Source organism: Streptomyces sp. NPDC056883 (genome assembly GCF_042788835.1).
Classification (GTDB): domain Bacteria; phylum Actinomycetota; class Actinomycetes; order Streptomycetales; family Streptomycetaceae; genus Streptomyces; species Streptomyces stoeckheimensis.
Genome location: NZ_JBHUBS010000004.1, coordinates 529,842 through 543,334 on the forward strand (window position 1 = coordinate 529,842; position 13,493 = coordinate 543,334).

Sequence of the window (13,493 nt, forward strand, 5' to 3'; positions counted from 1 at the left end):
GAGGCAGGGGGGGGGGGAGGGGATGGGGGGGGGGGGGGGGGGGGGTTTCGTTTTGGGGAAAAGAGAGGGAGGGGCGCCCGGGTCGGGCCCCCGGGGCCCCCCTTCTCTTTTCGTTCGTTCGGCTGCCGTTCCCGCGTCTCAGATCCTGACCTGCACGGCGCGGCTGAAGCGGTCGTGCAGTCCGCGGCCGTCGCGGTCCCAGACGAGGGCCGGGATCAGCAGGGCGAGCAGTGCGGTGCGGAGCACCACCCGGCCGAATCCGAGCGGCCCGCCATCCTGTGAGATGACCCGGAGGCCCAGAATCCGCTTCCCGGGGGTAAAGCCCACGGTGCCGACCGTCAGGACCACCAGGGTGACGAAGACCGCCAGGGTCCAGTTCCCCGAGCCGTTCCAGTCACGGCCCGTGATCAGGCTGTACGCGATGAGCTGGCAGGCCAGCCAGTCGATGGCCACGGCGCCGAGCCGGCGGCCGAAACGGGCCACCGATCCGGGCCCCTGCTGCGGCAGGCCGAGCTGCTTGCCGGGGTACCCGAAGTCGGCACCCATCCCCTCGGCGGCCTCGCGGGGGCCGGAGAGCCAGGATCCGATTGCTTGCCTCTTGTCCACGCCAACACGGTACCTGTGCCGCTCGACGCCGTTCCGGCGGGACCCTGGTTAACTTGTGCGAAACAAATGGGTCATGCTTGAGAAACCCCGTCTGCTTATGGTCGGGTCAGCGTGCGGCACCGCACTGACGCACCACTAGCTATAAAACCCGCCCCTGCCCCGGGGCCGGGAGTAGGAGGAGTTGGATGTTCAAGAACGCCGACGAAGTGACGCAGTACATCCAGGAGAACGACGTCAAGTTCGTTGACGTCCGCTTCTGCGACCTGCCTGGTGTGATGCAGCACTTCACCATCCCGGGGCGGGCGTTCGACCCGAACGAGGAGCTGGCCTTCGACGGCTCCTCGATCCGCGGCTTCCAGGCGATCCACGAGTCCGACATGGCGCTGCGTGCCGACATCACCACCGCGCGCCTGGACCCGTTCCGCAAGGACAAGACGCTCAACATCAACTTCTTCATCCACGACCCGATCACGGGCGAGGCCTACAGCCGCGACCCGCGCAACGTCGCGAAGAAGGCCGAGGCGTACCTCGCCTCCACCGGCATCGCCGACACCGCGTACTTCGGCCCCGAGGCCGAGTTCTACGTGTTCGACAGCGTGCGCTTCGCGACCACCGCGAACGAGAGCTTCTACCACATCGACTCCGAGGCCGGTGCCTGGAACACGGGCTCCGAGGAGAACAACCGTGGTTACAAGGTCCGCTACAAGGGTGGTTACTTCCCCGTAGCCCCGGTCGACCACTTCGCCGACCTGCGCGCCGAGATCTCCCTCGAGCTGGACGCCCAGGGCCTCCAGGTCGAGCGTCAGCACCACGAGGTCGGCACCGGTGGCCAGGCCGAGATCAACTACAAGTTCAACACGCTGCTCGCCGCGGCCGACGACCTGATGCTCTTCAAGTACATCGTGAAGAACGTCGCGTGGAAGAACGGCAAGACCGCGACCTTCATGCCGAAGCCGATCTTCGGCGACAACGGCTCGGGCATGCACGTGCACCAGTCGCTGTGGGCGAACGGCGACCCGCTGTTCTACGACGAGGCCGGCTACGCGGGCCTGTCGGACACCGCCCGCTACTACATCGGCGGCATCCTCAAGCACGCCCCGTCGCTGCTCGCCTTCACCAACCCGACGGTGAACTCGTACCACCGCCTGGTCCCGGGCTTCGAGGCGCCGGTCAACATGGTGTACTCGCAGCGCAACCGCTCCGCCGCGATGCGCATCCCGATCACCGGCTCGAACCCGAAGGCCAAGCGCGTCGAGTTCCGCGCCCCGGACCCGTCCTCGAACCCGTACCTCGCCTTCGCGGCGCTGCTGCTCGCGGGCCTCGACGGTGTGAAGAACAAGATCGAGCCGATGGAGCCGATCGACAAGGACCTCTACGAGCTCTCCCCGGACGAGCACGCGAGCGTCCCGCAGGTCCCGACCAGCCTCGAGGACGTCCTCAAGGCCCTCGAGGAGGACCACGAGTACCTCCTGGCCGGCGGTGTCTTCACCCCCGACCTGATCGAGACCTGGATCGACTACAAGCGCACCCACGAGATCGCCCCGATCGCGCAGCGCCCGCACCCGCACGAGTTCGAGCTCTACTTCGACCTCTAAGCCGTGCCGCGGTCGTGCTGACGCACTGATCGAACGAAGCCCCGCCCCCTTCTCCGAGAGGGGGGCGGGGCTTCTGCGTTGCGGCGGCGCGGCACTAGCTTCGGGGGATGGACGAATCCTGGAAGACCATCGGGGCCCTCGGGGCGCGGTTCGACGAGTACGACAGGGAGCGGGGGGTGGGGCGTGAGGAGAGCCTGACGCTGCAGATCCTGAAGATCGGGGAGGAGTTCGGGGAGGCCGCGCAGGCCGTCATCGGGGCCAAGGGGACCAATCCGCGGAAGGGCAACTCGCACACCTGGGGCGACGTGGAGGCGGAGGTGGCCGACGTCATCGTCACGGCGATGGTCGCGCTGGCCCGGATGCGGCCCGATGCCCCCGCCTTCTTCGCGGAGCACCTGCGGGAGAAGTCCGCCCGGTTCCTCTGACCGCAGCCGGCTCAGCGCGTCAGCGGCATCGCGCCCGTGAGGTCGCGCAGGCAGCGGATCGCGAGTTCTGCGGGAGAGCCGGGCCCGGAGGGCGGGGCGTCCGTGGCCGACCACAGTTCCAGGGCGATGCGGATCGCGTCCGTGGCCGCCGCGGCGAGGAGGCGTACGGCGAGGGGTTCGGCGTCCGGGCCGGCGAGCCGGGCCACGACCGGGACCAGGCGCTCCTCGGAGTCCTGGTTGACCCGGTACCAGACGGCCCGCAGCGCCTCGTCGCTCGCGGCGGCGCGCAGCAGGCCGCGGGTGACCTCCAGGCCCTCTTCGAGGGCCTGCGGGCCCGTGAGGGACCGGGTGACGGCGCGCTCCAGGGCCTCCGTGAGCGGGGTGCCGGGGTCCTCCTCGGCGAGCAGCGCGCGCCAGGCGTCGCCGCCGCCCGCGAGCAGGGGGGCGACGGCCTCCTGCTTGTTGCGGAAGTAGCGGTAGAACGTGCGCAGCGCGACGCCCGCCCGGTGGGCGATGTCCTCGGCGGTGGTGCCGTCGGGGCCGTGCTCGGCGAAGAGTTCGCAGGCGGCGCGGGCGATGTCGAGCTGGGTGGCCGCCTTGCGGCGCTCGTTCAGCGACTGGGCTCCGGGGCCGGCCTGGGGAGAGTACGGACGAGGGGATCTCACCGGGGAAGGATACCTCGGGCCCGTGGGCTAAATGCATGTTTTGACAGGGTGGCAAAACGTGTCATCGCGGGAGTACGCTCCTCTCCATGAACCGTTACGAAGGACGTCGCGTCCTCATCACCGGCGGCGGCTCCGGCATCGGCCAGGCCACCGTCCACCGCATCCTGTCCGAGGGTGGCCGCGTCCACACCGTGGACGTCAACGAGGCCGGCCTCAAGGCCACCGCCGACCAGGCGGCCGCCGACGGGCACGCGGACCGCCTCACCACCGCGGTCCTCGACATATCCGACGAGGCCGCGGTCAAGGCGGGCATCGCCGCCGCCGTCGACGCCCTCACCGGGATCGACGTACTGGTCAACGCCGCGGGCATCCTGCGTTCCTCGCACACCCATGCGACCACGCTCGAGTTCTGGAACAAGATCATCTCGGTGAACCTGACCGGTACGTTCCTGGTCATCCGGGAGTCGCTCCCGGCGCTGCTGGCGGGCGACCAGCCGGTCGTCGTCAACTTCAGCTCCACCTCGGCGTCCTTCGCCCACCCCTACATGTCCGCCTACGCGGCCAGCAAGGGCGGCATCCAGTCCATGACCCACGCCCTCGCCGCCGAGTACAGCAAGCAGGGCCTGCGCTTCGTCGCCGTCGCGCCCGGCTCCATCGAGAGCGGCATGACCACCGGCACCGGCCCCGGCCTGCCCGAGGACACCGACTGGAGCCTGTTCGCCAAGCTCGCCCCGGCCCTCGGCCAGGGCTTCGCCGGCCCGCAGACGGTCGCCGGCGTCGTCGCCATGCTGGGCTCCGAGGACGGCGCCTTCATCACCGGTACGGAGATCCGCATCGACGGCGGCACGCACTACTGACCGAGACGAAGGGGCGTCAGCCCCTGAAGCGGTCCCACAGCCGGGGGAAGCGCTCCGCGAGCACGGCTTCGTTCTCGAAGTCCAGCGCGGCGCCCTCCGGCTCTGCCGCCTGCAGCGGGATCCCCAGATCCGGCGCGACCGCCCCGGTCAGCTGCTCGTACGCCTCGTCCGCCGCGTACCCCAGCTCCTCGCCGTCCCCGTCGATGTCCTCGTCGAACTCGTCGAGGAGCTCCGCCAGCTGGTCGGGATCGTGCACCCCGCCCTCGAAGACCTCCCGGCCCTGGCCGATCAGCCAGCACCGGAAGTAGTCGAACGCGTCGTCGCTCGCCCCGTCGAGCAGCACCCACGCCGCGCCCCACAGGTCCCACGTGTACGCCCGGTTGTACCGCGACTCGAAGTGCCGGGCGAAGTCCAGGACGGAGTCCGGGTCGAGCTGCGCCAGCCGCTCCACGAGCAGCTCGGCGTGTTCCTCGGGGTCGCCCTCGGCGGCCTCGCGGGTACGGTCGACCATCTCCCAGAACTCCGTCTCGTCCATCACCGCTCAAGCATCACGGGTCCACCCCCTCGCCGCCACCGCGCATACGGCCAAAGGCCGGTCGTGGCCCCCCGACCGGCCCCATACTCGGATCCGGACCGCGGGCTTCGAGTCGGGGAGGACCGGATGCGGGGGGAAGTACTGGAAGGCCGGTACCGGCTCGAGGACCGCCTCGGCGGCGGGGGCATGGGCGAGGTGTGGAGCGCCTGGGACGAGCGGATGCGGCGCTGGGTCGCCGCCAAACTGGTCTCCGCCACCCCGATGCTGTCCGGCATGGACGCCGAGGAGATCGAGAGCCGCTTCCTCGCCGAGGTCCGCTCGGCCGGCAACCTCCCCCACCGGCACACCGTGACCGTCCACGACTGCGGGGAGGCCGAGATCGGCGGTCGCCGCATCCTCTACATGGTCATGGAACGCCTGGACGGCCGCACCCTCCACGAGGCCTTCCGGGAATCGGGCCGCGTCCCCTGGTACGTGCTCGTCGACTGGGCCGGGCAGGTGGCCGCCGCACTGGCCGCCGCACACGAGCGGGGCGTGATCCACCGGGACATCAAACCGTCCAACGTGATCCTCACCGCCGACGGGGTCATCAAGGTCCTCGACTTCGGCATCGCCAAGTTCCTGGGCGAGACCCTCTACCGCGCGGGACGCACGGTCACCGGTGCCACCCTGGGCACCCCCGAGTACATGTCCCCCGAGCAGGCCCGAGGCGAGCCCGACATCGACCAGCGCAGCGACCTCTACTCCCTGGGCTGCCTCATGTACCACGGCTTGGCGGGGGAGCCCCCGTTCCGGGCCGACAGCCAGCTGGCCGTCCTGCACCGGCAGATCTCCGACACCCCCGCCGCGCTCGCCCCGCGGGTGCGCGGTCTGCCCGAGGAGCTGGACGTCCTGATCGCCGGGCTCCTGAGCAAGTCCCCCGCGGACCGGCCCGAGAACGCCGCCAAGGTGCTCCGCGAACTCCGGCTCATCCCGGGCATCGCGGGCAAGCAGCACTTCAGCTGGTCCGAGGAGGGCCGGCAGGCCGTGGCGCTGATGGACGAGGCCCGCGTCGTGGCCGCCGCGGTGCGCCGGGAGGCGGTCGGAAAGGCGGAGGGGCTGCTCAAGGAGGCGGAGGCCAGGGCCGCCGAACTGCGACGCCGGGCGGCGGCACTGCTCGACGAGGCCCGGGCCGAGGCGGGCGAGATCCGCGCGGGGCTCGCCGCGGTCGAGGACCGCCGCCGCAGGGCGGCGGACCACCTCGCGCGCCTCGGGGAGCTGCTCGCCGACGACCGGGCGGTCTCCTTCCGGGAGCACGGCTCCGGGACGCGGCCCGCAACGCCGTGAGGCGGCCCACCCCCACAGGGGCGGACCGCCTCACGGTCGGATCGCTCGTGACGCCTTACAGGCCGTAGCGCTCCCGGGCCTCCTTGATGGAGGACGCCGGGACCTCGCCGCGGCGGGCGAGCTGGGCCAGCGCGGCCACCACGATCGACTGGGCGTCGACACCGAAGTGGCGGCGGGCGCCCTCGCGGGTGTCGGAGAGGCCGAAGCCGTCCGTGCCCAGCGAGGTGTAGTCCTGCTCGACCCACTGGCTGATCTGGTCCGGGACCTGACGCATCCAGTCGGAGACGGCGAGCACCGGGCTGGTGACGCCCTCCAGGGCACGGGTGACGAACGGGGTGCGCAGCTCTCCTCGCAGGAGGGCCTCGTCGCACTCCAGCGCGTCGCGGCGCAGCTCGCCCCAGGAGGTGGCGGACCAGACGTCGGCGGCCACGTTCCAGTCGGCGGCGAGCAGCTTCTGCGCGTCGAGGGCCCAGTGGATGGCCGTACCGGAGGCCATCAGCTGGATCGCCGGGGCGTCGGCGGCCGGGGCCGCCTCCGCCAGGTCCGCCGCCGTGTTGAAGCGGTAGAGACCCTTGAGGATGCCCTCTTCCACGCCCTCGGGCATGGCCGGCTGCGGCTTCGGCTCGTTGTAGACCGTCAGGTAGTAGAAGACGTCTTCCGGCTTCTCGCCGTACATCCGGCGCAGACCGTCCTTGACGATCACCGCGATCTCGTACGCGAAGGCCGGGTCGTAGTTGAGCGACGCCGGGTTCGTGGACGCGATCAGGTGCGAGTGGCCGTCCGCGTGCTGCAGGCCCTCACCCGTCAGGGTGGTGCGGCCGGCGGTGGCGCCGACGATGAAGCCCTTGCCGAGCTGGTCGGCGAGCTGCCACATCTGGTCGGCGGTGCGCTGCCAGCCGAACATCGAGTAGAAGATGTAGAACGGGATCATCGGCTCGCCGTGCGTCGCGTACGACGTGCAGGCGGCGATGAAGTCGGCCATGGCGCCGGCCTCGGTGATCCCCTCGTTGAGGATCTGGCCGTCCTTGGCTTCCTTGTAGTACATCAGCTGGTCGCGGTCGACCGGCTCGTACGTCTGGCCCAGCGGCGAGTAGATGCCGGCCGACGGGAAGAGGGACTCCATACCGAAGGTACGGGCCTCGTCCGGGACGATCGGAACCCAGCGCTTGCCGGTCTCCTTGTCCCGCATCAGGTCCTTGACGAGCCGGACGAAGGCCATGGTGGTGGCCATCTCCTGCTTGCCGGAGCCCTTGAGCAGCGGGGCGAAGGAACGGTCCGCCGGAGCCGGCAGGGCCACGTGCTTGACCTTGCGGGCCGGGGCCGGGCCGCCGAGCGCCGCGCGGCGCTCGTTCAGGTACTGGACCTCGGGGCTGTTCGCGCCCGGGTGGCCGTACGGGACCTGGCCGTCGGCGAAGGCGCTGTCCGGGATCGGGAGGCCAAGGAGGTCACGCATGTCCTTGAACTCGTCGATCGTCAGCTTCTTCATCTGGTGGTTCGCGTTCTTCGACTCGAACCCGGCGCCCAGCGTGTAGCCCTTGACGGTCTGCGCGAGGATGACCGTCGGAGCACCCTTGTGCTCCAGTGCGGCCTTGTACGCGGCGTAGACCTTGCGGGGCTCGTGGCCGCCGCGGGAGGTGTGGAAGCACTCGGCGATCTTCGCGTCGGAGAGCACACCGGCCAGCTGCACGAGCTCGGCGTTGGCGCCGAAGAAGTGCTGGCGGATGTAGGCCACGTCGCGGGTCGCGTACGTCTGGAACTGCGCGTCGGGTACCTCGCGCAGGCGGCGTACCAGGGCGCCCGTGGTGTCGAGCTGGAACAGCTCGTCCCAGGCGGAGCCCCACAGCGACTTGATGACGTTCCAGCCGGCGCCGCGGAACTGGGCTTCCAGCTCCTGCACCACGCGGAAGTTGGCGCGGACCGGACCGTCGAGGCGCTGCAGGTTGCAGTTGATGACGAAGGTCAGGTTGTCGAGCTGCTCGCGGGAGGCCAGGGCCAGGGCGGCGGTCGACTCGGGCTCGTCCATCTCGCCGTCGCCCAGGAAGGCCCAGACGTGCGAGTTGGCGGTGTCCTTGATGCTCCGGTTCTGCAGGTAGCGGTTGAAGCGCGCCTGGTAGATCGCGGAGAGCGGGCCGAGGCCCATGGAGACCGTCGGGAACTCCCACAGCCACGGCAGGCGCCGCGGGTGGGGGTAGGACGGGAGGCCGTTGCCGCCGGCCTCCTGGCGGAAGTTGTCGAGCTGCTGCTCGGAGACCCGGCCGTCGAGGAAGGCGCGGGCGTAGATGCCGGGGGAGGCGTGGCCCTGGATGTAGAGCTGGTCGCCCGATCCGTCGGCCTCCTTCCCGCGGAAGAAGTGCTGGAAGCCGGTCTCGTACAGCCACGCGGCGGAGGCGAAGGTGGCGATGTGGCCGCCGACGCCGTACTTGGAGCCGCGGGTCACCATGGCGGCCGCGTTCCAGCGGTTCCAGGCGGTGATCTTGGCTTCCATCGCCTCGTCACCGGGGAACTCCGGCTCCGCGGCGGTGGGGATGGTGTTGACGTAGTCCGTCTCAAGGAGCTTCGGCAGCGCGAGACCGGCGGCCTCGGCGTGCTGAAGGGTACGACGGAGCAGGTATTCGGCGCGGCGCGTACCGGCGGCCTTGGCGACTGCGTCGAGGGAGGCCGCCCATTCGGCGGTCTCCTCGGTGTCGCGGTCCGGGAGCTGGTCGAGCTCGCTCGGAAGCTTTCCTACGGGGTCGGACATCGGTGTGCGCCGCCTTCCGGACAAAGGAGAGGTGGTGAAGAAATCCCTGACGGGCAGGACAGGGTCGTTGGACCCGGGTGGGGTCCGCGTTGACTGTAAAGCGCTGATCGATGATCGATCAAATAAAAGTGACGAATAAATGTCACTACGACGAAAGTCGGCACCCGGTGCCATGAAGTCAGGCACGCGGTGCCGGTGGATCCGCCGGTGTGATCAGTACAGGCCGTAGCGGTAGCGGCCCCCTGGAGGGCCGCTCAAAACCGCAGGTCAGGCAGTGTTTCACCGGGTAACGTGAGCGGCCCGCCAGGAGGGCGCGACAGGATGGATCAAGGGAAAATCAGGCGCGCGGGGCGCAGCCCAGGACGTGCCGCTTCACGAGCAGCCCGATGTCCGGATCCTGGGCACGGAAGGCCGCGACGAGGGCTTCGTGCTCCTCCGCGTAGGACTTCTGGACGGTTCCCAGCCACCGGATGGACAGGGCCGTGAAGACCTCGATGCCCAGGGACTCCCAGGTGTGCAGCAGCACGCTGTTCCCGGCGGCCCGCACCATCTCCCGGTGGAAGCCCACGGTGTGCCGCACCTGGGCCGTGCCGTCCGCGCTGCGGTCGGCCTCCCACAGGGCCGCCACGTGCGGTTCCAGGGCCGAGCAGTCGGCCGCCAGCCGGGGCGCGGCCAGCTCGGCCGCGATCTGCTCCAGGCCCGCCCGGACCGGATAGATCTCCTCCAGGTCCGCCGCCGACAGGTTCCGTACGCGCACGCCCTTGTTCGGCGCCGACTCGATCAGCCGCAGCGTCTCCAGCTCGCGCAGGGCCTCGCGCACGGGCGTCTGGCTGACCTCCAGCTCCACGGCGATCCGGCGCTCCACGATCCGCTCACCGGGCTTCCAGCGCCCGCTGACGATCCCCTCCACGATGTGCTCGCGGATCTGCTCGCGCAGCGAGTGCACGACGGGTGGGGTGATCATCGGGGCTTCATCTCCTGAGGGTGTGCAGGGGCATGCGGGGCCTTGATGCGTAGACAATACGGCGGAGCCGCTCGTCGCGATGCGTTCCTGGTCAGGGGCGCAGCGTGAGGCTGGTTACAGCGGCCGGCCGGAGGGGCTCAGGGTACGACGACGGCGCCCCCGCCCGGGAGGTGAATCCCGGGCGGGGGCGCCGTGCGCGACAGTCGTGAACCGCTGCCGCAGAGAGCCTTACAGGCCGAGCTCGACCTCGAACTCGCCGGCCTCGAGGATCGCCTTGACGGCCGAGAGGTACCGGGCCGCGTCCGCGCCGTCCACCAGGCGGTGGTCGTAGGACAGGGTCAGGTACGTCATGTCGCGGATGCCGATGTTCGTGCCCTCGGCGGTCTCGATGACCACCGGGCGCTTGACCGTCGCGCCGATGCCCAGGATGGCGACCTGGTTCGGGGGCACGATGACCGTGTCGAACAGCGCACCGCGCGAGCCGGTGTTGCTGATGGTGAAGGTCGCGCCCGACAGCTCGTCCGGCGTGATCTTGTTGCCGCGGACCTTGGAGGCCAGGTCGGCGGTGGCCTTGGAGATGCCGGCCAGGTTGAGGTCGCCCGCACCCTTGATGACCGGGGTCATCAGGCCCTTCTCGGAGTCCACGGCGATGCCGATGTTCTCCGAGTCGAAGTAGGTGATGGTGCCCTCGTCCTCGTTGATCCGGGCGTTGACGACCGCGTGGGCCTTCAGCGCCTGGGCCGCGGCCTTGACGAAGAACGGCATCGGGGACAGCTTGACGCCCTCGCGGGCGAGGAAGCCGGCCTTGGCCTTCTCGCGCAGCTTCATGATCTTGGTGATGTCCACCTCGACCACGGAGCTGAGCTGCGCCTGCGAGTGCAGGGCCTTCATCATGTTGTCGCCGATGACCTTGCGCATGCGGGTCATCTTGACGGTCTGACCGCGGAGCTCCGAGACGGCAGCGACCGCGGCCTTGGCGGCGGGAGCGGCAGCAGCCGGGGCCGGGGCGGCAGCGGCGGCCTTGGCGGCCTCGGCGGCGGCCAGGACGTCCTGCTTGCGGATGCGGCCACCGACACCGGTGCCCGAGACCGCGGACAGGTCGACGCCGGACTCCGTGGCGAGCTTGCGCACCAGCGGGGTCACGTAGGCACCCTCGTCACCGGCGGAAACCGGGGCGGCGGGGGCGACCGGAGCGACCGGAGCCGGAGCGGCGACCGGAGCCGGAGCGGCCACGGGAGCCGGAGCGGCAACCGGGGCGGCGACGGGCGCCGGGGCGGCCGCGACCGGAGCCGGGGCAGCCACGGGAGCCGGAGCGGCGACCGGAGCCGGAGCGGCGGCGGCCGGAGCGGCCGCGGGAGCCGCGCCCGCCGCGCCGATGACGGCCAGACGTGCGCCGACCTCGGCGTTCTCGTCCTCGGCGACCAGGATCTCCAGCAGGACGCCGGCGACCGGGGCGGGGATCTCGGTGTCGACCTTGTCGGTCGAGACCTCGAGCAGCGGCTCGTCGGCCTCGACCGACTCGCCGACCTGCTTCAGCCAGCGGGTGACGGTGCCCTCGGTGACGGACTCGCCCAGGGCGGGGAGCACGACATCGGTACCGGCGGCGGCCGGAGCGGCAGCGGCCGGAGCGGCAGCGGCCGGAGCGGCCGGGGCCTCGGCGACCGGGGCGGGGGCCGCGGGGGCCTCCACGACCGGAGCCGGAGCGGCCGGGGCCTCGGCGGCCGGAGCGGCGACCGGGGCCGGCGCGCCCGAACCGTCGTCGATGACGGCCAGCTCGGCGCCGACCTCGACGGTCTCGTCCTCGGCGACCTTGATGGAGGCCAGGATGCCCGACACGGGGGACGGGATCTCGGTGTCGACCTTGTCGGTCGAGACCTCGAGCAGCGGCTCGTCGGCCTCGACGCGCTCGCCCTCGGCCTTCAGCCAACGGGTGACAGTGCCCTCAGTGACGCTCTCACCGAGCGCCGGAAGGGTTACGGAAACCGACATGGTTTCAGTTGCTCCTAACGAATGTGCGGAAGTGGTCGTCGCGCCCAGTGACGATTAGTCGTGTGCGTGCAGCGGCTTGCCGGCGAGTGCCAGGTGAGCCTCGCCCATCGCCTCGTTCTGCGTCGGGTGCGCGTGGATGAGCTGCGCGACCTCGGCCGGCAGGGCTTCCCAGTTGTAGATCAGCTGGGCCTCGCCGACCTGCTCGCCCATCCGGTCACCGACCATGTGGACGCCGACCACGGCACCGTCCTTGACCTGGACGAGCTTGATCTCGCCCGCGGTCTTCAGGATCTTGCTCTTGCCGTTGCCCGCCAGGTTGTACTTGAGGGCCACGACCTTGTCCGCGCCGTAGATCTCCTTGGCCTTGGCCTCGGTGATGCCGACGGAGGCGACCTCGGGGTGGCAGTACGTGACGCGCGGGACGCCGTCGTAGTCGATCGGGACGGCCTTGAGGCCGGCCAGACGCTCCGCGACCAGGATGCCCTCGGCGAAGCCGACGTGCGCGAGCTGCAGGGTCGGGGCGAGGTCACCGACGGCCGAGATGGTCGGCACGTTGGTCTGCATGTACTCGTCGACCACGACGTAGCCGCGGTCCATCGCGACGCCCTGCTCCTCGTAGCCCAGGCCCTGGGAGACGGGGCCGCGGCCGATCGCGACCAGCAGCACCTCCGCCTCGAAGGTCTTGCCGTCGGCCAGGGTGACCCGCACACCGTTCTCGGTGTACTCGGCCTTGTCGAAGAAGGTGCCGAGGTTGAACTTGATGCCCCGCTTGCGGAACGCGCGCTCCAGCAGCTTGGAGCTGTTCTCGTCCTCGACCGGCACGAGGTGCTTGAGGCCTTCGACGATGGTGACGTCGGTGCCGAAGGACTTCCACGCCGAGGCGAACTCGACGCCGATGACGCCGCCGCCCAGGACGATGGCGGACTCGGGCACGCGGTCCAGGACCAGCGCGTGGTCCGAGGAGATGATGCGGTTGCCGTCGATGACCAGGCCCGGCAGCGAGCGCGGCACGGAGCCGGTCGCCAGGAGCACGTGGCGGCCCTGGATGCGCTGGCCGTTCACGTCGACGGACGTCGGCGAGGAGAGGCGGCCCTCACCCTCGATGTAGGTCAGCTTGCGGGAGGCGACCAGACCCTGCAGACCCTTGTACAGGCCCGCGATGATGTCGTCCTTGTACTTGTGCACACCCGCGATGTCGATGCCCTCGAAGGTGGCCTTGACACCGAACTGGGCGGCCTCGCGAGCCTGGTCCGCGATCTCGCCCGCGTGCAGCAGAGCCTTCGTGGGGATGCAGCCGTTGTGCAGGCAGGTGCCGCCGAGCTTGTTCTTCTCGATCAGGGCAACGTCCAGACCCAGCTGGGATGCGCGCAGTGCCGCGGCGTAACCGCCACTGCCGCCGCCGAGGATCACTAGGTCGAAAACGGTGCTGGCGTCGTTCGCCACGTCACGTCCTCCATGCATGTGCGCCGAGCACCGGTCCTCTGTGACCGGGCGGCGGCTGGTATACGGCCGCTTTTTCTTCGGCCCTGTGGTGGGGGCCCTGTCCTGCCGAGAACCCATCTTCGCATTTGTCGGCGGAACGCGGGACGCCGGGCCTGCCCTGGGGCAGGTCGTTCTGCCCGAACCGGGGGTTACCGCAGCGTAGAAACCTACGGATTTCGTTGGCAGCGAACAGGCCCAGGGAGGGGGGGGAAAAAATGGGGAAGGGAGGGGGGGGGGGGGGGGAGGGGAGGGGGGAGGGGGGACAGGGGGGAAAGGGGGGGGGGGTTGGGGAGGGGGGACAAGGGTTAG

The 13,493-nt window shown here is 70.3% G+C and carries 11 protein-coding genes; 4 read left to right on the forward strand and 7 right to left on the reverse strand.

Going from position 1 to position 13,493, the window contains the following annotated elements; genetic code table 11:
- Positions 1-138: 138 nt before the first annotated feature.
- Entirely contained in the window at positions 139-606 is a 468-nt protein-coding gene (locus ACFRU2_RS14300; RefSeq protein WP_382971794.1) for an RDD family protein, read from the reverse strand.
- Between the two features lie 185 nt (positions 607-791).
- On the opposite strand from ACFRU2_RS14300, the gene glnA reads away from it, so the two are divergent.
- Both glnA and ACFRU2_RS14310 read left to right on the forward strand, forming a co-directional pair.
- Positions 792-2,201 carry a type I glutamate--ammonia ligase gene (glnA, locus tag ACFRU2_RS14305; protein WP_382971796.1) on the forward strand — a complete coding sequence of 470 codons (1,410 nt, stop codon included), beginning with the start codon at positions 792-794 and terminating at the stop codon, positions 2,199-2,201.
- Between the two features lie 107 nt (positions 2,202-2,308).
- On the forward strand, positions 2,309-2,626 hold the full coding sequence (locus tag ACFRU2_RS14310) for a MazG-like family protein (protein WP_382971798.1): 318 nt from the start codon (positions 2,309-2,311) through the stop codon (positions 2,624-2,626).
- A gap of 11 nt (positions 2,627-2,637) precedes the next feature.
- On the opposite strand, the gene ACFRU2_RS14315 is transcribed toward ACFRU2_RS14310, so the two are convergent.
- Complete coding sequence (locus ACFRU2_RS14315; RefSeq protein ID WP_382971800.1) at positions 2,638-3,291, reverse strand: TetR/AcrR family transcriptional regulator; 654 nt, start codon at positions 3,289-3,291, stop codon at positions 2,638-2,640.
- A gap of 86 nt (positions 3,292-3,377) precedes the next feature.
- Here ACFRU2_RS14315 and ACFRU2_RS14320 point away from each other — a divergent pair, with 86 nt between their 5' ends.
- On the forward strand, positions 3,378-4,148 hold the full coding sequence (locus ACFRU2_RS14320; protein WP_274552259.1) for an SDR family NAD(P)-dependent oxidoreductase: 771 nt from the start codon (positions 3,378-3,380) through the stop codon (positions 4,146-4,148).
- Between the two features lie 16 nt (positions 4,149-4,164).
- Here ACFRU2_RS14320 and ACFRU2_RS14325 read toward each other — a convergent pair whose 3' ends face one another.
- Positions 4,165-4,683 (reverse strand): DUF4240 domain-containing protein, encoded by a 519-nt coding sequence (locus tag ACFRU2_RS14325; protein ID WP_382971916.1) that lies wholly within the window; start codon positions 4,681-4,683, stop codon positions 4,165-4,167.
- A 126-nt stretch (positions 4,684-4,809) separates the two neighbouring features.
- Here ACFRU2_RS14325 and ACFRU2_RS14330 point away from each other — a divergent pair, with 126 nt between their 5' ends.
- The gene (locus ACFRU2_RS14330) at positions 4,810-6,009 is read left to right on the forward strand and encodes a serine/threonine-protein kinase (protein WP_382971802.1); all 1,200 of its coding nucleotides are present in this window, start codon (positions 4,810-4,812) and stop codon (positions 6,007-6,009) included.
- A gap of 55 nt (positions 6,010-6,064) precedes the next feature.
- Here the strand turns inward: ACFRU2_RS14330 and aceE are convergent, their stop codons facing one another.
- From aceE to lpdA, 4 genes are all read right to left on the reverse strand, one after another.
- Positions 6,065-8,749 carry a pyruvate dehydrogenase (acetyl-transferring), homodimeric type gene (aceE, locus tag ACFRU2_RS14335; RefSeq protein WP_382971804.1) on the reverse strand — a complete coding sequence of 895 codons (2,685 nt, stop codon included), beginning with the start codon at positions 8,747-8,749 and terminating at the stop codon, positions 6,065-6,067.
- A gap of 337 nt (positions 8,750-9,086) precedes the next feature.
- Positions 9,087-9,710, reverse strand: coding sequence for a GntR family transcriptional regulator (locus ACFRU2_RS14340; RefSeq protein WP_382971918.1), 624 nt, complete (start codon positions 9,708-9,710; stop codon positions 9,087-9,089).
- 231 nt (positions 9,711-9,941) lie between these two features.
- The gene (sucB, locus tag ACFRU2_RS14345) at positions 9,942-11,702 is read right to left on the reverse strand and encodes a 2-oxoglutarate dehydrogenase, E2 component, dihydrolipoamide succinyltransferase (protein WP_382971806.1); all 1,761 of its coding nucleotides are present in this window, start codon (positions 11,700-11,702) and stop codon (positions 9,942-9,944) included.
- A gap of 54 nt (positions 11,703-11,756) precedes the next feature.
- On the reverse strand, positions 11,757-13,145 hold the full coding sequence (gene lpdA, locus ACFRU2_RS14350) for a dihydrolipoyl dehydrogenase (protein WP_382971808.1): 1,389 nt from the start codon (positions 13,143-13,145) through the stop codon (positions 11,757-11,759).
- Positions 13,146-13,493 lie beyond the last annotated feature (348 nt).